The 16,951-nt window shown below is 37.4% G+C and carries 16 protein-coding genes and 3 pseudogenes; 14 read left to right on the forward strand and 5 right to left on the reverse strand.

Translation table 11 applies throughout. The features are described from left to right. Nucleotides 1-112: 112 nt before the first annotated feature. The 14 genes and pseudogenes from D1092_RS08120 to virB11 all read left to right on the forward strand — a co-directional run. Nucleotides 113-664: pseudogene (locus tag D1092_RS08120) on the forward strand (TrbL/VirB6 family protein); the annotation flags it as partial. 222 nt (nt 665-886) lie between these two features. Then, nucleotides 887-1,120 carry a hypothetical protein gene (locus tag D1092_RS08125; RefSeq protein WP_148255702.1) on the forward strand — a complete coding sequence of 78 codons (234 nt, stop codon included), beginning with the start codon at nt 887-889 and terminating at the stop codon, nt 1,118-1,120. 204 nt (nt 1,121-1,324) lie between these two features. Next, nucleotides 1,325-1,468: pseudogene (locus D1092_RS09680) on the forward strand (TrwH protein). After that, entirely contained in the window at nt 1,465-2,262 is a 798-nt protein-coding gene (locus D1092_RS08135; protein ID WP_120121382.1) for a TrbJ/VirB5 family protein, read from the forward strand. Before D1092_RS09680 ends, D1092_RS08135 begins: the two are co-directional and overlap by 4 nt. A gap of 315 nt (nt 2,263-2,577) precedes the next feature. After that, nucleotides 2,578-3,129 (forward strand): annotated as a pseudogene (locus D1092_RS08140) (TrbL/VirB6 family protein); the annotation flags it as partial. A 222-nt stretch (nt 3,130-3,351) separates the two neighbouring features. Further along, nucleotides 3,352-3,585: a hypothetical protein gene (locus D1092_RS08145; protein WP_148255702.1), complete on the forward strand. Its 234-nt coding sequence runs from the start codon at nt 3,352-3,354 to the stop codon at nt 3,583-3,585. 204 nt (nt 3,586-3,789) lie between these two features. Then, entirely contained in the window at nt 3,790-3,933 is a 144-nt protein-coding gene (locus D1092_RS09685; protein WP_120121385.1) for a TrwH protein, read from the forward strand. Then, the gene (locus D1092_RS08155; protein ID WP_120121387.1) at nt 3,930-4,628 is read left to right on the forward strand and encodes a TrbJ/VirB5 family protein; all 699 of its coding nucleotides are present in this window, start codon (nt 3,930-3,932) and stop codon (nt 4,626-4,628) included. Before D1092_RS09685 ends, D1092_RS08155 begins: the two co-directional genes overlap by 4 nt. A 182-nt stretch (nt 4,629-4,810) precedes the next feature. Beyond that, a complete protein-coding gene (locus D1092_RS08160; protein ID WP_120121389.1) occupies nt 4,811-5,653 on the forward strand; it encodes a TrbL/VirB6 family protein in 843 nt (280 codons plus the stop codon). Nucleotides 5,654-5,897: 244 nt separating this feature from the next. After that, entirely contained in the window at nt 5,898-6,041 is a 144-nt protein-coding gene (locus D1092_RS09690; RefSeq protein WP_120121385.1) for a TrwH protein, read from the forward strand. Next, complete coding sequence (locus D1092_RS08170; RefSeq protein ID WP_120121391.1) at nt 6,038-6,739, forward strand: VirB8 family type IV secretion system protein; 702 nt, start codon at nt 6,038-6,040, stop codon at nt 6,737-6,739. Before D1092_RS09690 ends, D1092_RS08170 begins: the two co-directional genes overlap by 4 nt. A 13-nt stretch (nt 6,740-6,752) precedes the next feature. Beyond that, nucleotides 6,753-7,559: a P-type conjugative transfer protein VirB9 gene (gene virB9, locus D1092_RS08175; protein WP_120121393.1), complete on the forward strand. Its 807-nt coding sequence runs from the start codon at nt 6,753-6,755 to the stop codon at nt 7,557-7,559. Continuing rightward, complete coding sequence (gene virB10, locus D1092_RS08180) at nt 7,559-8,698, forward strand: type IV secretion system protein VirB10 (RefSeq protein WP_120121394.1); 1,140 nt, start codon at nt 7,559-7,561, stop codon at nt 8,696-8,698. The genes virB9 and virB10 overlap by 1 nt, the downstream gene beginning before the upstream one ends. Further along, entirely contained in the window at nt 8,673-9,734 is a 1,062-nt protein-coding gene (gene virB11, locus D1092_RS08185) for a P-type DNA transfer ATPase VirB11 (protein WP_120121396.1), read from the forward strand. The genes virB10 and virB11 overlap by 26 nt, the downstream gene beginning before the upstream one ends. A 2,684-nt stretch (nt 9,735-12,418) precedes the next feature. Here virB11 and D1092_RS08190 read toward each other — a convergent pair. The 5 genes from D1092_RS08190 to rplS form a co-directional block, all read right to left on the reverse strand. After that, a complete protein-coding gene (locus D1092_RS08190) occupies nt 12,419-13,198 on the reverse strand; it encodes a succinate dehydrogenase iron-sulfur subunit (RefSeq protein WP_120121398.1) in 780 nt (259 codons plus the stop codon). A gap of 14 nt (nt 13,199-13,212) precedes the next feature. Beyond that, nucleotides 13,213-15,057: a succinate dehydrogenase flavoprotein subunit gene (gene sdhA / locus D1092_RS08195; RefSeq protein ID WP_120121400.1), complete on the reverse strand. Its 1,845-nt coding sequence runs from the start codon at nt 15,055-15,057 to the stop codon at nt 13,213-13,215. Nucleotides 15,058-15,063: 6 nt separating this feature from the next. After that, on the reverse strand, nt 15,064-15,450 hold the full coding sequence (sdhD, locus tag D1092_RS08200; protein WP_120121401.1) for a succinate dehydrogenase, hydrophobic membrane anchor protein: 387 nt from the start codon (nt 15,448-15,450) through the stop codon (nt 15,064-15,066). Between the two features lie 18 nt (nt 15,451-15,468). Beyond that, complete coding sequence (gene sdhC / locus D1092_RS08205; RefSeq protein ID WP_120121403.1) at nt 15,469-15,870, reverse strand: succinate dehydrogenase, cytochrome b556 subunit; 402 nt, start codon at nt 15,868-15,870, stop codon at nt 15,469-15,471. A 488-nt stretch (nt 15,871-16,358) separates the two neighbouring features. Next, nucleotides 16,359-16,799 (reverse strand): 50S ribosomal protein L19, encoded by a 441-nt coding sequence (gene rplS, locus D1092_RS08210; RefSeq protein WP_120122714.1) that lies wholly within the window; start codon nt 16,797-16,799, stop codon nt 16,359-16,361. Nucleotides 16,800-16,951: the final 152 nt, after the last annotated feature.

The following is a 16,951-nucleotide window of genomic DNA, read 5'->3' on the forward strand; positions in this document are numbered from 1 at the left end:
ATGTGCCTCAAATAAAATTTTAACAAAATTCTTTATAACACGTGCTTTCTCTTTTAATGCAAATAAAATCCAATATACAAGCTTCAGTGCTATTTAAATAATTCAACAGAGCATTATTGTAATTACACCCTTTGTGTCAATCGGGGTAACAATCGCTTTTATCGTCTATGGATGGCTCATCATTCGTGGCGCTATAGATATGCCTCTCTCCAGTTTTGTGAACCATTTCGTGCGTATAAGCATTATCACTTCAATAGCTTTAACCACAGGGCTTTATCAAAGTGACATTGCAAATTTGATAACACAAATGCCCTCTGGATCATCAAAAGCACTCCTCACAAATCCACTCACTGAACAACAATTAATGGCCTTGCTTGATAAAACAGCAGGTAATAGATTTAAATATGCAGGTCGTCTTTTCGAAGAAACCGTCTTCTTCGATGCCAATGGGACACTTTACGCTCTCTTAGGCATCATCATCTTGCTGGCAACAAGCCTCGTCGTAGCAATCGGGGGTGGGCTCGTGATACTAACAAAAGTCGCTATTGTACTGCTCGTGGGACTTGGGCCATTCTTCATTATTGCTCTACTCTGGCAACCAACCCATAAATTCTTCAAGCAATGGATAGCGCAAATCTTGAACTATACATTCCTCTTCATACTCTCGAGCAACCCTTGTTGATCGCTGCGTATGCAATCAACACATTGATTAATTTATAGAATAATTTCAGAAGATTGGTAATAAGAATAGTTTTTTACTTACAAAACTTATTTTTAATGAGAGCCTACCGCCTCTCAAACTCTCCGTACACTCACCAAAATCATGACATCAGACCTGCGTTAATGAGAGGACTAACAAACCTTAGGTTTTATGGTCAAGGAAACCATGTTTAAGCTAATGATGAATATATTCTCAAACTATTTGAGTGATATGCAGGTCGATATCGCACAAAATATAGGCTATATGTTTGGTGGTGCTCTCATCCTCTCCATTATATCCATTATGCTGTTACTCAAACTGTCAAACATTGCCAATTCTTTAGCAAAAGGAATCACTTTCGCTCATCTATGGGGATTAGAAGATACAGCAAGAAGGACTTCCCGTAACAACCGCATTTAGATTCCCCCCTACGGGAAAGTGTGAGAATATCTCAATCTCACAATAAAAAATATGGGCACTGAAATTGAGTTATTTTCATACATTTAAAAATGAAATTAAGAAAATAAAACAATTATACATTATGTGCTTTACTTTATATTTAAAATGGCAATAATGACAGAAAATGTTAGAATATATCTAACAATAAGAAGAGTAATATTAAAAATGAAAAATATCATTCTTATGATTTTGATTGCAAATATCTTATCGGCTTGTGCCTTAATGCCAAAGCCAAGGTAGTCAAATGATAGAAACCGTATACCTATTAATAAAACAATCCCAGCCGAAATTAAGCGAGGAGACAGATGAAAAAGCGGTTTGTTATAACAGGAATCATTATCCTTTGGGGAATGGTGAATTTAGCATATGCAGTAAATCATCGTGATATAGATGATCTAAATCCAAGATACCGGTTATTCAGATTACGTCCACAGAAAACACCTGCTCCACCTGCTGCTCCACCTGTTGTTCAACCTCCTTCTACACCTGCTGTTAAACCTACTGCTCCATCACCTTCTCTCTCTATCCCACCAGAGAAATATCTGGAAATTATTGAGCTCTTAAAAAAGCGGCTTGCGTTAAAAAAAGAACAACTTTCAAAAACAGAAAAAGCGTATCAAACTATAACAAAGAGTCAGACAACAGGATCTACGCAAATCGATATGATTGATTTTTTTCTCGAAGAGCCAGAATCTCTCTATAAGAAAGATCAATTTTCAAGGGAATCATATAAAAAGGTGGAGGAAAGAGAAAAGATTTCTGGGAATTTTGACGCTATGGAAAAAATTCTTTTTGCACGCTCACAACTTACATCATATCAAGATAAAACTATGGCGTTGAAAAATTTTGAAAATGTAAAAAAGCGTTTTGACTACCTTAAAAATTTGTTAAATGAACTTCCAACAAAAAACAACTTGAAAGAGATTGCTGACCTTCGAACATATATCATTGGTGTGCTAGCTTTGATTCAAAATGAGTCTATAAAAATGCAAATGAGTACGCATTTAGGTAATGCTGAACATAAACTTATCAAATTCAAAAAACGTGAGATGAATTTGGAGTTTTTTAGCCATGAAAAAAAGGGAATGCCTACCATACGGTAAAAACAAAAGTCAATGTACAAGATTCAGCGCGAATCTGAAATTCAGAGAGATTAAAAAATTCTATCAAAACCATAACAATCATTCAAAGCCACAATAATCATGGTGAAACCAGCTAAGTGATATGTAAATGCAACTTTTCAATAAAATTGATCAGATAATAAAAACGTAGAAGCATAGACTAATTTTGGAGGTTAACAACAAACATGTGCCTCAAATAAAATTTTAACAAAATTCTTTATAACACGTGCTTTCTCTTTTAATGCAAATAAAATCCAATATACAAGCTTCAGTGCTATTTAAATAATTCAACAGAGCATTATTGTAATTACACCCTTTGTGTCAATCGGGGTAACAATCGCTTTTATCGTCTATGGATGGCTCATCATTCGTGGCGCTATAGATATGCCTCTCTCCAGTTTTGTGAACCATTTCGTGCGTATAAGCATTATCACTTCAATAGCTTTAACCACAGGGCTTTATCAAAGTGACATTGCAAATTTGATAACACAAATGCCCTCTGGATCATCAAAAGCACTCCTCACAAATCCACTCACTGAACAACAATTAATGGCCTTGCTTGATAAAACAGCAGGTAATAGATTTAAATATGCAGGTCGTCTTTTCGAAGAAACCGTCTTCTTCGATGCCAATGGGACACTTTACGCTCTCTTAGGCATCATCATCTTGCTGGCAACAAGCCTCGTCGTAGCAATCGGGGGTGGGCTCGTGATACTAACAAAAGTCGCTATTGTACTGCTCGTGGGACTTGGGCCATTCTTCATTATTGCTCTACTCTGGCAACCAACCCATAAATTCTTCAAGCAATGGATAGCGCAAATCTTGAACTATACATTCCTCTTCATACTCTCGAGCAACCCTTGTTGATCGCTGCGTATGCAATCAACACATTGATTAATTTATAGAATAATTTCAGAAGATTGGTAATAAGAATAGTTTTTTACTTACAAAACTTATTTTTAATGAGAGCCTACCGCCTCTCAAACTCTCCGTACACTCACCAAAATCATGACATCAGACCTGCGTTAATGAGAGGACTAACAAACCTTAGGTTTTATGGTCAAGGAAACCATGTTTAAGCTAATGATGAATATATTCTCAAACTATTTGAGTGATATGCAGGTCGATATCGCACAAAATATAGGCTATATGTTTGGTGGTGCTCTCATCCTCTCCATTATATCCATTATGCTGTTACTCAAACTGTCAAACATTGCCAATTCTTTAGCAAAAGGAATCACTTTCGCTCATCTATGGGGATTAGAAGATACAGCAAGAAGGACTTCCCGTAACAACCGCATTTAGATTCCCCCCTACGGGAAAGTGTGAGAATATCTCAATCTCACAATAAAAAATATGGGCACTGAAATTGAGTTATTTTCATACATTTAAAAATGAAATTAAGAAAATAAAACAATTATATATTATGCGCTTTACTTTATATTCAAAATGACAATAATAACAGAAAATGTTAGAATATATCTAACAATAAGAAGAGTAATATTAAAAATGAAAAATATCATTCTTATGATTTTGATTGCAAATATCTTATCGGCTTGTGCCTTAGCGCCAAAGCTCAAACAACCAAATGATAGAAACCGGGTGCCTATTAATAAAACAATCCCTGCCGAAATTAAGCGAGGAGACAGATGAAAAAGCGGTTTATTATAACAGGAATCATTGTCCTTTTGACAATGCTGAATCTAACCCCATCAAATGCAAGTGAAAATCAAACACCAAGTACACATAGCTCAGATGTACTACAAGCTCAAGCGGCAAAATATGCAGAAATTATTGAGCTATTAAAAAAACAAATTAAGTTGGAAGAAAACCAACTTTCAGAAATAGAAAAAGCTTATCAATCTATAACAAAGGATCCCAAAACAGGATCTACGCAAATGGATATGACTAGTTTTTTTCTCCAAAATCCAGAAACACTCTATAATGATAGTCAGCTTTCAAGGAGTTCATACCAGAAGGTTTTGGAGGACGAAGGAAAAGTTTCTGGAACTTTTGACTCTATGGGTAAAGCTGTTTTCGCGCGTTTGCAATATATGTCATCTATAGATAAAGCTATCACTTTGAAAAGTTTTGAAAATGTAAAAAATCGTTTTGACTACCTTAAAAATTTATTAGATGAACTTCCAACAAAAAACGACTTGAAAAGCATTGCTGATTTGCAAACACATATCGACGGTGCCTTAGCCTTGATCGAAAATGAATCTATAAAAATGCAAATGATTACACATCTGCGTAACGCTGAACGTAACCTTATCAAATTCAAAAGACGTGAAATAGATCTGAAGTTTTTTGACATTAAGGCGAAAAACATGCCTACCATACGATAAAAACAAAAGCCAATGCACAGGGTTCTGGGTTAACCTAGCAATTCAAGAGGCATAGAAATTTATCAAAACCATGATAATCGCGGTGAAAGTACTTAAGGAATGTATAAATGCCAATGAAGCCTTTAACATGGTTCTATGTTCTAAGGTGGTAAAAAATTGACTATTCATTAAAGAGGAATACCATGAACTTCGCTATGTTCACGCAACTTTTTACTAAAATTGATTACATAATAAGAACATCTATCGTGGATATTTCAAGAACGATTGCTACAATTACACCCTTTGTATCAATAGGGGTAACAATCGCTTTTATCATCTATGGATGGCTCATCATTCGTGGCGCTATAGATATGCCTCTCTCCGGTTTTGTGAACCGTTTCATGCGTATAAGCATTATCACTTCAATAGCTTTAACCACAGGGCTTTATGGAAGTCAAATTGCAAGTTTTATATTAGGAATGCCCTCTGAATTATCAAAAGCACTCCTCACAAATCCACTCACTGATCTAGAATTAATGGACTTGCTTGATAAAACAGCAGATAATGGATTTAAATATGCAGGTCGCCTTTTCGAAGAAACCGTCTTCTTCGATGCCAATGGGACACTTTACGCTCTCTTAGGCATCATCATCTTGCTGGCAACAGGCCTCGTCGTAGCAATCGGGGGTGGGCTCGTTATACTAACAAAATTCGCTATTGCACTACTCGTGGGACTTGGGCCATTCTTCATTATTGCGCTACTCTGGCAACCAACCCATAAATTCTTCGAGCAATGGATAGCGCAGATCTTGAGCTATACATTCCTCTTCATACTCTTAACAACCGTGTTTAAACTAATGATGAGTATCTTCTCAAACTATTTGAGTGATATGCAGGTCGATGCCACACAAAATATAGGCTATATGTTTGGTGGTGCTCTCATCCTCTCCATTATATCCATTATGCTGTTACTCAAACTGTCAAACATTGCCAATTCTTTAGCAAAAGGAATCACTTTCGCTCATCTATGGAGACATAGAGACTAGATAATATAAAAAGTAGTGATTCTCGTAACGGATACCCCTTAATATCCACAGGACAAAACAACCAGCTATCCAATCCTACAGTAAAAAAACATTTACACTGAAATTAAGTTATTTTCATAAATTTAAAAATGAAATTAAGAAAAGCAAAATAATTATACACTATGCACTTTACTTTATCATTAAAATTATAATAATGATAAAAAATGTTGGACTTTATTTAATTATCAAAAAGAGTAATATTAAAATGAAAAATATCATTCTTATGATTTTGATTGCAAATATCTTATCGGCTTGTGCCTTAGCGCCAAAGCTCAAACAACCAAATGATAGAAACCGGGTGCCTATTAATAAAACAATCCCTGCCGAAATTAAGCGAGGAGACAGATGAAAACAAAACAAGCAAAACCAGTGAAAGCCGAACAGCTTAGCAGTTATTATGAAGAAAGCCGCGGTCTAGAGCGGGATCTCATAAACGAATTTATAAGGTCGCGTAGAACGGCATGGCGTGTAGCAAGTGCTGTTGGTCTTTTGGGCTTATTCGGTATGATATGTGGTGTCATTGGGTTTTCTCAACCAGCGCCTACACCTTTAGTGTTACGCGTTGATAACACAACGGGTGCTGTTGATGTTATCTCAATTATGCGTGAAAACGAAGAAAGCTATGGTGAAGTTGTAGATAGATATTGGCTCAACCAATATGTACTTAACCGCGAATCTTATGACTACGATACCATTCAACTGAACTATGACACAACAGCACTTTTAAGTGCAGCAGCGGTTCAACAAGAATATTATAAAATCTATGATGGGGAGAATGCACGAGATAAAGTGCTTTCCAACAAAGCACGTATCACAGTTAAAGTACGATCAATCCAGCCTAATGGACTAGGTCAAGCAACTGTACGTTTTACAACTCAACAACATGACAGCAGCGGTGCCGCTACTGGACCAAAGCAGCACCAGATTGCAACAATTGGTTATACCTATGTTGGTGCGCCCATGAAGTCATCTGATCGATTGCTTAACCCCCTCGGTTTTCAAGTAACAAGTTACCGTTCTGACCCGGAAATACTGTTGAATGATTAAGGAATTGATTGTTATGAAAAAACTTGCATTCGTTGTTCTATTATCTTCATTTTCTTCTCTTTATACGGTACCTGTGCAGGCACTCAAAAGTCCATCAAATTCACAATATGATCACCGCATTCGCTACATAACATATAACGAAGCCGATGTGGTTCAAATTGAAACAGTTCTTGGTGTAGCAACACATATCATTCTTGAAGAAGGTGAACAGTATATCACTCATGCCTTTGGCGATTCAGAAGCCTATGCCTTTGCTCATAAAGGGCGGCATATCTTTATTAAACCAAAAGCAGAACTTGCTAATACCAATCTTATCGTTGTAACTGACAAACGCAGTTACAAATTCCGACTACAGTTTCGAAATGACCGTGCGGGCTCAACCTATGAATTGGCTTTTCATTATCCCGATTCAACCGATGAAAAATCAGAGGCAAACCTCAGACGTCTTGCAATTGAACGTGGTTTTCACCAAAGCGTAAATGGCTATAATCTCAGTTACACCATGAGCGGTCATCAAGATATTGCTCCCATCAATGCTTGGGACAATGGGCGTATTACTTACTTCAAGTTTCCTGCTAACATGGATATGCCATCGATTTATGTCGTAGATGCTGAAGGGAATGAAAGCTTAATACCACGCACCGTTATCGGTAGTTCTAATGATATTATCGCCGTCCATAAGGTTAATCCTAAATGGCTCATACGACTTGGTAAACGCGCTCTCGCTGTTTTTAATGAAGCCTATGACCCCAATGGTATACCAAACACGACAGGAACAGTATCTTCGGTGGTTTATCGCATCAATAAAGGAGGAAAATAATGTTTGACAATAAGAAAGGAGATGAAAAAGGTAGAAAACTGGATAATATAGAGCAAAAACATATTGAAGATGCCTATGGAAGTTCTGAACTAGGTTCAGAACAACGTCCGAAAGTTCCAGGTGCCCGTGCATTGTTAATCGTAGGACTTATTATCATAGTAACGATACCGATTGCTCTAACTTGGAAAGCTCTTAAAATGAGTAGTACCGTAGAAGTTGAGGAAGACAAATCTCAACAAACGGTGCAACAAGTTATACCAAGCTATACCCCGCGGATTATAGAAGAGCCAAAACCTGTAGAAGAAGTAGAAAGACCAATACAAACAGAAGAATCAAGCCTAGATATTTCACCAGCCTTGGCTAAACTTCTCCAAACGACTGTTCCCCCACATATGCTACAAGATTCTGAAGAATTAGCGCGCAAACGTATGCTCAGTTCTAGTCTTAACAGTGGTGGTAGCGAAGGATCTACAGAAACTAAAACATCTAATGATAACAGTAGTGCATTAAATCTCCAACCTGTACGTTTAGGGCAATCGCATGCGACGCAACTTCGTAACCGTGACCTCTTAATTACGCAAGGAACGCAAATAGATTGTACATTGGAAACAAAAATCATCACGTCACAGCCAGGAATGACGACATGTCATTTAACACGGGATATTTATTCTACAAGTGGTCGTGTTGTTTTGCTTGACCGTGGTTCTAAAGTCGTTGGTTTTTACCAAAGTGGCTTACAGCAAGGACAAACGCGTGTATTTGTGCAATGGTTACGCATTGAAACCCCTTCTGGAGTTATTGTCAATCTTGACTCACCCGGTACAGGTCCTCTTGGTGAAGCAGGTATCGGTGGCTGGGTTGATAGACACTTCTGGGAGCGATTTAGTGGCGCAATTATGGTGAGTATCATCGGTGATTTAGGAGAATGGGTAAGAGGTAAAATTAATAAAAGTAGCAAAGAGAATAAAGAGAACGCACAATCTCAAAGGGCTCATAATGCTGAATTAATAGTAAATGATGTTCTTCAAAATTCCATCAATATCACACCAACTCTTTATAAACACCAAGGCGAACGAGTGAATATTTTCGTTGCTCGTGATTTGGATTTCAGCGATGTCTACAGTCTCGTCACACGTTAACCCGATACAAAAAGATCAAGCAGTTTCTCAGCTTTTGCAACCGCTTGATCGTTTCTTAGAAGATCCGAAGATCACTGAATTATCGATCTGCCGCCCCTGTGAAATATGGACAAAAAGCTTCGACGGGTGGCAGGTCCATAGCGTACCTGAGCTAACAACAGGTTTTTTACAAACGCTTATTACAGCTATTATCGTGTATAACGGTATGGCTCCCAGAAGCATTAATTATGTGCTCTTGCCTGGTGGACAACGTGGTACAATTATCCAAACGCCAGCTGTCATTGATGGTGCTATTTCCTTTGTGATTCGTAAACATTCTCTTATCGTTAAGACGTTAGAAGAACTCAAAGAAGAAGGAACATTTGATGATTGTTCCGATGTAAGTTTTAACAAGCCTTCAGCAAAAGAAGCCAATAACTTGTTATCGAAGCAGGACTTCACGCGGTTAGAACCATTTGAAGTTCAGCTCTTACAACGCAAACGTGAAGGAAAAATTCTTGAATTTTTGGAAGAATGCGTTCTTCACAAACGCAACATCATCATTGCAGGCAAGACAGGATCTGGTAAAACAACATTTGCCCGCTCCCTCATTGAAAAAGTTCCTGTAGAAGAGCGTATCATCACGATTGAAGATGTTCATGAGCTTTTTCTACCCAATCATCCTAATCATGTAAATATGATTTATGGTAACAATGTGGGGCGTGTTTCAGCTGAAGAGTGCCTAGATGCTTGTATGCGTCAATCGCCTGATCGAATTTTTCTTGCTGAATTACGAGGCAATGAAGCATGGGAATATCTCAATTCACTCAACACAGGTCATCCTGGATCGATTACAACGACGCATGCCAACAGTGCTTTGCAGACATTTGAACGATGTGCCACCTTGATTAAAAGATCAGAAGTTGGCCGCCAACTCGAGATAGAAATGATAAAGATTGTTCTTTACACAACAGTTGACGTCATATTATTCTTTAAAGATAGAAAACTTTCTGAAATCTTTTACGACCCGATTTTTGCTAAATCAAAAATCGCTTAACAGAAACTACTCTTTTGATAATAGCATACAGACAAAAAAAGCCGTAACCAATTGTTACGGCTTTTTCATTGAGCACACCTTCTTCTTTTTGCCTCTTCAATGTATTTCTGCACTCTTCATGAACAACAAAAGAAAAAAGAGAACAGAAAACAAAATCGCATATGAGATTCTATCGACCATTTTCTTTATTTATCTTTTGAAAAGATATATTTGATGCAAAAAATTGATTTTCCTATTAATAAAAGCTTCGTAAAACAGATACCGATCATCACCAATAATTATCATTATCAAGACAAAAGCTTATTTTAAGTGATCAATAAATATGTTTTTACCCAAACAATCTTCAGAGACAGAGAACCCCATACAAATACACAATCATTCTGATTGAGCATTTATAAATAACGTTCTATTCAAGAATAAAACGTATAGTGGCCTATCAGTTTTCTTCCTTAAACAAAAAAGATTCTTCTTCTACATCAATTTGTAAACAATCAAATTTTTCTAAAGAAAGCTTTGTTAACCATATCAGATGGAGCTTCGTATTCCCACCCTCAAAAACAATATCCATAAACTATACATGATAAATCCTACTCAATGAATATTCCTACCCTTTTCTCAATATTTCAAAGAGCAAAAGTTCCGACAAGTAGAGATCAATAATTATACTTCTTAAAGCACCTCACATTGGATTTATAAAGAGTGTTCATCGTCTTGTAAGTTGGATAAAAGATCTTAACATTACAGGATTCTCTCATTCCAAATCTGTTTATATTGAATTAACCAAAACAGCTTGCGTACATGTTACAAGCGAAGAAGTCTGCGTGGATAAAACTATATAAGAAAGCACTAAAAATACCTATTATGAATCATCTCAAACGCTAAGGATTAACATTGGGAACAAACAAAATGTGTGAGAACACCTGCTAGCTCCTTCATAAGCACAAAGATGGTATTTTCCCATAGATTTTATTATTTTCATGGAAGCTTTATAATTATACCATTCATGGACGCCATTGCAAAACGGATGTGATGAACGTTGAGAAATATTTCTTTAAAACAAACCCGTGAATTGACAACACAAATATATACCTTTTTGGTCATTCTGTTTTGCATGAGGACCAGCCCCTCTTAAAGAACATAAGAAACAAGCAAACTTGATTTTTCATAATGATTTTTTTGCAACTGATCCTAGTCCTCTTCATATAAACTCTCTATTATAATATATAAAAGAAACGAAATTAAACGCCTGTCCCTATGGATTTCATTCTAGTTTACGGGATTGTCTAGCAGGCTTCACAAAACACTACCTCAAAGGAGAAAGCTTTTTAACCCACGCCGATCTGTAATCCATCTCCTTTCCTAGCAGACTTCACCTTTTAAACACTTTATAATCACATCTCAAATGAATGGTATTTTACAGAATAACAGCATAAACATCCAAGCAATGACGGATTATACCGTTAATACTTGGCAAACTTTCTTTCATGTTCATAAATATTTCTTATATTGAAAAATAAAAAAAGCGCTTTGATAGCTTAAACAAATCTATTTAACCATATATGCAAGCAGTAATGAAATTCAGTAACCTAAAAATAGAAGCTAAATTTAAAAATTTCTATATTTTTTATGGATAAAAACATATAAAATGAGCCCTATAAATTTCATCAAAATAAAACACCTTTTTTTGATGATTGAATTCTTTTGACTTTAAAGCAATCTACAAACATCACTTAGTTTTAAATACATGTTTCTAATATTTCAACCTTCGTTTTCTAAGCTTTTAGAAAAACTATAAATTTGATATTTTCTTAAAAGCCTTTTTAGGCTCTCTAATAAATCAAGAGCATTTGATATTATGATAGTTTTAAACTACAGCCTTCTTAATTATAGGATATCGCAATAAGAGAGTGATTTTACATTCTCTAATTTTGAGAACTATCAATTTTATTTTTAATGCGACTAACAATCGAATCTCTAAAATATAATATATTCTTTAAATACTTTTAAATATATGTGATGATGATACCAAAGGCCCAACCACTGAATATCAGCAGTGTTTTCAATATTATAATAAACGTATCGTAAGATTATAGACTATCGTCACTCATTATTACTTCATCTGAATGATTTATATACGTTATCATGTTTACATTATTCTTTTTTTTATGCTTTATTGATATAAGCTAGCCTTCTTTTATAAAAAACGATCAATAAAATCATGCATCAAAATGAGAATTTTGATACGAACTTAATGAAAACAAAAACACATGGTATAATGTTTTTACATAGAAGGCTATTTTAAGTGTTTATTTTACCCACAAAACTCATGCCTTTTTAAAACAATAATAAATAATAATTGTGTTAACCATTTTATGAAAACCCATAAAATTTTAGAAATTAAATCTCAAGAAGAACAAAAACCACTATTTGCTGTGTTTTACTTTACTTTTTATGTTTTATGAATGAATCAATTTATACAGGATAGTATTTAATCATGAGTTTTTTTCAGTCATTAGCAAGATTGCTTCTAAAAGAATAACTTAATTTTAAGATGATGACTTCGCTTTTAAAACGATTATCGTTACACAGCCTCCTCATAAGGAATTCATGCGCTTTTAGAAACTAAATCCCCAAAGGCTATACCATTCTAGCCTTAACCTTTATTTTCATGAATGAGCAATTCTTTAAAGGCGGCGTTCAACCATGAGTTTTTTAATTTCAGCAATAGCTTTTGCTGGATTTAATCCTTTTGGACAAGTTTGTGCACAATTCATAATCGTATGGCACCGATAAAGGCGAAAAGGATCTTCTAAATTATCAAGACGCTCACCACACATCTCATCGCGTGAATCAGCAATCCAACGATAAGCTTGGAGCAGGATGGCTGGCCCCAAATAACGATCACCGTTCCACCAATAACTCGGACATGATGTCTGACAACAGGCGCACAAAATACACTCATAAAGACCATCAATTTTTTGCCGGTCAGAGTGACTTTGTAACCATTCTTTAGCAGGTTCAGGTGAAACAGTTTGCAACCAAGGCTCAATCACACGATGTTGTGCATAAAAACGCTTCAGATCAGGAACTAAATCTTTCACCACCGGCATGGAAGGCAAAGGATAGACCTTAATGGGGTGTTTTACATCATCCATACCTTTGGTACAAGCCAACGTATTGAACCCATCAATATTCATGGCACAGGAACCACAGATGCCTTCACGACAAGATCGACGAAGTGTTAAAGTTGGATCAATATGGTTTTTAATAAACAAAAGTCCATCAAGAATCATAGGACCACAAGCAGAACGATCTACGTAATAGGTATCCAAATGTGGATTTTCCTCATCATCAGGCGACCAACGATAAACATGAAATTCTGTTAGTTTTGTCGCACCTTCAGGTTTAGGCCAAACCTTTCCTGGTTTTACTTGAGAATTTTTGGGAAGCTTAATTTGTACCATAATTTATTCTCCCCTTAGTAAACACGTTTTTTAGGTGCAATACGCTTTAAGTCGATACCACCATCTTCTTCAGCAGTTAATGGATCAACATGGACAGGTCGATAGGACAAAGTTACCTTACCACTTTTAGACAAATGAGAAAGCGTATGTTTTCGCCAATTTTTATCGTCTCTCTCTGGATAATCTTCACGTGCATGAGCACCCCGACTCTCTAAACGTGCTTCGGCAGAATAAACAGTGGTAATTGCATTGGCCATCAGATTTTCAAGCTCTAATGTTTCGACCAAATCAGAATTCCATATCAATGAGCGATCTGTGACCTTGAGATCCGCCAATTCATCCCAAATTTGACTTATCCGTCGACATCCTTGTTGCAAAGAATCTTCCGTACGGAAAACAGCAGCATCTTCTTGCATTGTGCGTTGCATTTTTTCGCGCAAGACAGCTGTTGGCATTGTTCCTTGAGCAAAACGCAATCGATCAAAACGCGCGATAATTTCATCACAAGCGGTCTCATTAAGAGGTGGAATTTCAGCATCTCGATCAATCACTTCACCAGCACGAATTGCAGCGGCACGACCGAACACGACAAGATCAATTAATGAATTTGATCCCAAACGATTAGCACCATGAACAGAGGCACATCCAGCCTCTCCTACCGCCATCAAACCTGGTTGAACACGATCAGGCAAATCAGCCGTTGGATTGAGAACTTCCCCATAGTAATTGGTAGGGATGCCGCCCATATTATAATGAACCGTAGGCAGGATAGGGATGGGTTCTTTTGTCACATCAACACCAGCAAAGATTCGAGCGGATTCGGAAATTCCTGGTAAACGTTCATGCAAGATAGCGGGATCAATATGATTGAGAACCAAATGGATATGATCTTTTCTTGGGCCAACGCCACGCCCTTCACGAATTTCAAGCGTGATACAACGCGAAACCAAATCGCGTGAAGCCAAATCCTTAAAGGAAGGCGCATAGCGCTCCATAAAGCGTTCACCTTCAGAGTTGATTAAATAGCCCCCTTCCCCACGAGCGCCTTCCGTAATGAGACAACCAGAACCATAAATCCCTGTAGGGTGGAATTGCACAAATTCCATATCCTGAAGGGGTAATCCAGCCCGTGAGATCATTCCACCCCCATCACCCGTACAGGTATGCGCCGATGTTGCTGAAAAATAAGCACGTCCATAACCACCGGTTGCAAGAACAACCATTTTAGCAGAAAAACGGTGTATTGTACCATCATCGAGATTCCATGCCACAACCCCCGTACAAACCCCATCGGTCATGATGAGATCGAGCGCAAAATATTCAATAAAAAATTGCGCATTATGCTTTAAGCTTTGTCCATAAAGCGTATGCAAAATGGCATGGCCTGTACGATCAGCAGCTGCACAAGTCCGTTGAACAGGTGGACCTTCACCAAATTGTGTTGTATGCCCACCAAAGGGACGTTGATAAATTTTTCCTTCTTGCGTTCGGGAAAAAGGAACACCATAATGCTCTAATTCATATACAGCAGCAGGGGCATTACGCACCAAATATTCCATTGCATCGGTATCGCCCAACCAATCAGAACCTTTCACAGTATCATATAAATGCCACTGCCAATTGTCAGGTCCCATATTTGAAAGAGATGCGGCAATTCCCCCTTGTGCTGCAACGGTGTGTGAGCGCGTTGGAAAAACTTTCGTAATACAAGCTGTCTTTAATCCTTGTTCTGCCATACCCAATGTTGCACGTAATCCTGCCCCACCTGCCCCAACAACAACAACATCAAATTTATGATCTACAGTTTGATAAGGAGCGTTACCTGCTTTAGCGCCCAAAGATGATCTTGTACCCGCCATATTTGCTTAACCCCCTAATGCAATTTTTAAAAGAGAAAAAATAATGACACCGCCCATGAAAAAACAAAATAAAATATTTAATATCAAAAAGAATAACCGAAAGCCTTCGCGTGGAATATAATCTTCAATCACCACCTGCATACCAAGTTTCATATGATAAAGGACTGAAAAAGTCATCAATCCCATCAAAATAGCAACAATAGGATGTGCAAACCTTGCACGTACAATACTATAATCCTTGCCCACAAGCGAAAGAATAAGAACAATAAAAAATATCAAAAGCGGTAGATTGATAAACCCTGTCAAACGTTCTCGCCAAAAGTGCTCTGTTCCCTCATGTGCACTCCCACGCCCCCGCACTTTTCCAAGTTCCGTTCGAAAATCTTTTTTCATGTCTCTTTTCACCCCCAGCTAAACAACGATATATCCAATAACCCAAATCATAAAAGTAATAATAAGAGAAATAAACACTGTCGCCCAAGCAGTGACTGTTGCCTTTTCTTTTACCAAAAGACAAGGCCTCAAATCCCAAACAATGTGGCGAACGCCACCAACCATGTGATGGACCCCTGCTAAAGTATAAAGAAACAAAACACACAGTCCAAACCAAGAACTATAAATTTCGTGAATTGTTCTAAATGCCTCTTCCCCACACGCAATAGCACTTAACCAAACGGCAAGAAAAATCGTTCCAACATAAAGGGCCATACCCGTAATACGGTGTGCAATGGACATGGCCATAGTAATTGTCCAACGATAAATACTTATATGAGGGGAACGAGGGCGCTCTTTTATCCTAGTTGTTTCTGTCATAAAATATCCTGACCTGGTTTTTGCAACCGCAACGAACGAGAAAGTTCACACAAAGTGACCAAATATATTCTCTCGTTTTTACTTGTTTGGCATCTCAAGATACCGATATACAGGTCGGTTGTCTCAAATAACGGATTAAAGGTCACGCATAAAAAAAACCGATTACTCCACGGATATGATCCGCAAAACTTGCCTTAATCTAATACACTTTTATCTTAACGTCAAAGGTCTAACATCTTTTATCAGACATAAACAGACATTTTTTTAACTACACTTAATTCCGTTTGAGTACCCACGACATGTGCAATGATACCTTGCACTTCATTCAATTTATTAAGAATAAAAAAGAAACAAAATTTGGATAGGTTAAACATTTTTATGTCCCCTCCCCGCCTTTTACAAGCCTTTTCAATAACAAAACGAATCACTAAAGACACAACTAAGCGGCATAAAAACCGCTTTTGCATAAAGTTCAACCGATATAATTTTTACTCAGTAACTTGTACTGCAACATCTGCGCTTACAGGGGTTGTCTCTATTTTCTCAACGCCCTTTTCGCCTTTTTTTCGATAATCTCTCTTTTCAGCAATACGGGCGGCTTTACCTCTCAAGCCACGAAGATAATAGAGTTTTGCCCGACGAACTTTACCACGACGCACCAGCTCAACAGCTTCAATCAAGGGAGAATAAACAGGAAATACACGTTCGACCCCTTCACCATAAGAAATCTTGCGGACTGTAAAGGTCTCATTCAACCCACCGCCTGAACGCGCAATACACACGCCTTCATAAGCCTGAACACGCGTCCGCGTACCTTCCGTCACACGCACCATGACACGGACAGTATCTCCCGGTTTAAAGGCTGGAAATTGGCGCTTTTCTTCAATTTTTGCACATTGTTCAGCTTCAAGCTGCGCGATAATATTCATTTCTTTATCCTTCATGTTCTTTATCGAACAGTCAGAGCGCTCAACTCTTACCCAAAAAGCCTTGTTCTATGAAAAGATGCTCTTTAGGTTATGCCTTAACACAGGAGCGAATACACCATTCCTTCATTTTACTTTTGGAACTATAGAAAACC

Source organism: Bartonella krasnovii (genome assembly GCF_003606345.3).
Classification (GTDB): domain Bacteria; phylum Pseudomonadota; class Alphaproteobacteria; order Rhizobiales; family Rhizobiaceae; genus Bartonella; species Bartonella krasnovii.

Bases quoted from the DNA above. Each gene is read 5' to 3' on its own strand.
- D1092_RS08125 (WP_148255702.1), top strand. From the start codon at position 887: ATGTTTAAGCTAATGATGAATATATTCTCAAACTATTTGAGTGATATG.
- D1092_RS08135 (WP_120121382.1), top strand. From the start codon at position 1,465: ATGAAAAAGCGGTTTGTTATAACAGGAATCATTATCCTTTGGGGAATG.
- D1092_RS08145 (WP_148255702.1), top strand. From the start codon at position 3,352: ATGTTTAAGCTAATGATGAATATATTCTCAAACTATTTGAGTGATATG.
- D1092_RS09685 (WP_120121385.1), top strand. From the start codon at position 3,790: ATGAAAAATATCATTCTTATGATTTTGATTGCAAATATCTTATCGGCT.
- D1092_RS08155 (WP_120121387.1), top strand. From the start codon at position 3,930: ATGAAAAAGCGGTTTATTATAACAGGAATCATTGTCCTTTTGACAATG.
- D1092_RS08160 (WP_120121389.1), top strand. From the start codon at position 4,811: ATGAACTTCGCTATGTTCACGCAACTTTTTACTAAAATTGATTACATA.
- D1092_RS09690 (WP_120121385.1), top strand. From the start codon at position 5,898: ATGAAAAATATCATTCTTATGATTTTGATTGCAAATATCTTATCGGCT.
- D1092_RS08170 (WP_120121391.1), top strand. From the start codon at position 6,038: ATGAAAACAAAACAAGCAAAACCAGTGAAAGCCGAACAGCTTAGCAGT.
- virB9 (WP_120121393.1), top strand. From the start codon at position 6,753: ATGAAAAAACTTGCATTCGTTGTTCTATTATCTTCATTTTCTTCTCTT.
- virB10 (WP_120121394.1), top strand. From the start codon at position 7,559: ATGTTTGACAATAAGAAAGGAGATGAAAAAGGTAGAAAACTGGATAAT.
- virB11 (WP_120121396.1), top strand. From the start codon at position 8,673: ATGTCTACAGTCTCGTCACACGTTAACCCGATACAAAAAGATCAAGCA.
- D1092_RS08190 (WP_120121398.1), bottom strand. From the start codon at position 13,198: ATGGTACAAATTAAGCTTCCCAAAAATTCTCAAGTAAAACCAGGAAAG.
- sdhA (WP_120121400.1), bottom strand. From the start codon at position 15,057: ATGGCGGGTACAAGATCATCTTTGGGCGCTAAAGCAGGTAACGCTCCT.
- sdhD (WP_120121401.1), bottom strand. From the start codon at position 15,450: ATGAAAAAAGATTTTCGAACGGAACTTGGAAAAGTGCGGGGGCGTGGG.
- sdhC (WP_120121403.1), bottom strand. From the start codon at position 15,870: ATGACAGAAACAACTAGGATAAAAGAGCGCCCTCGTTCCCCTCATATA.
- rplS (WP_120122714.1), bottom strand. From the start codon at position 16,799: ATGAATATTATCGCGCAGCTTGAAGCTGAACAATGTGCAAAAATTGAA.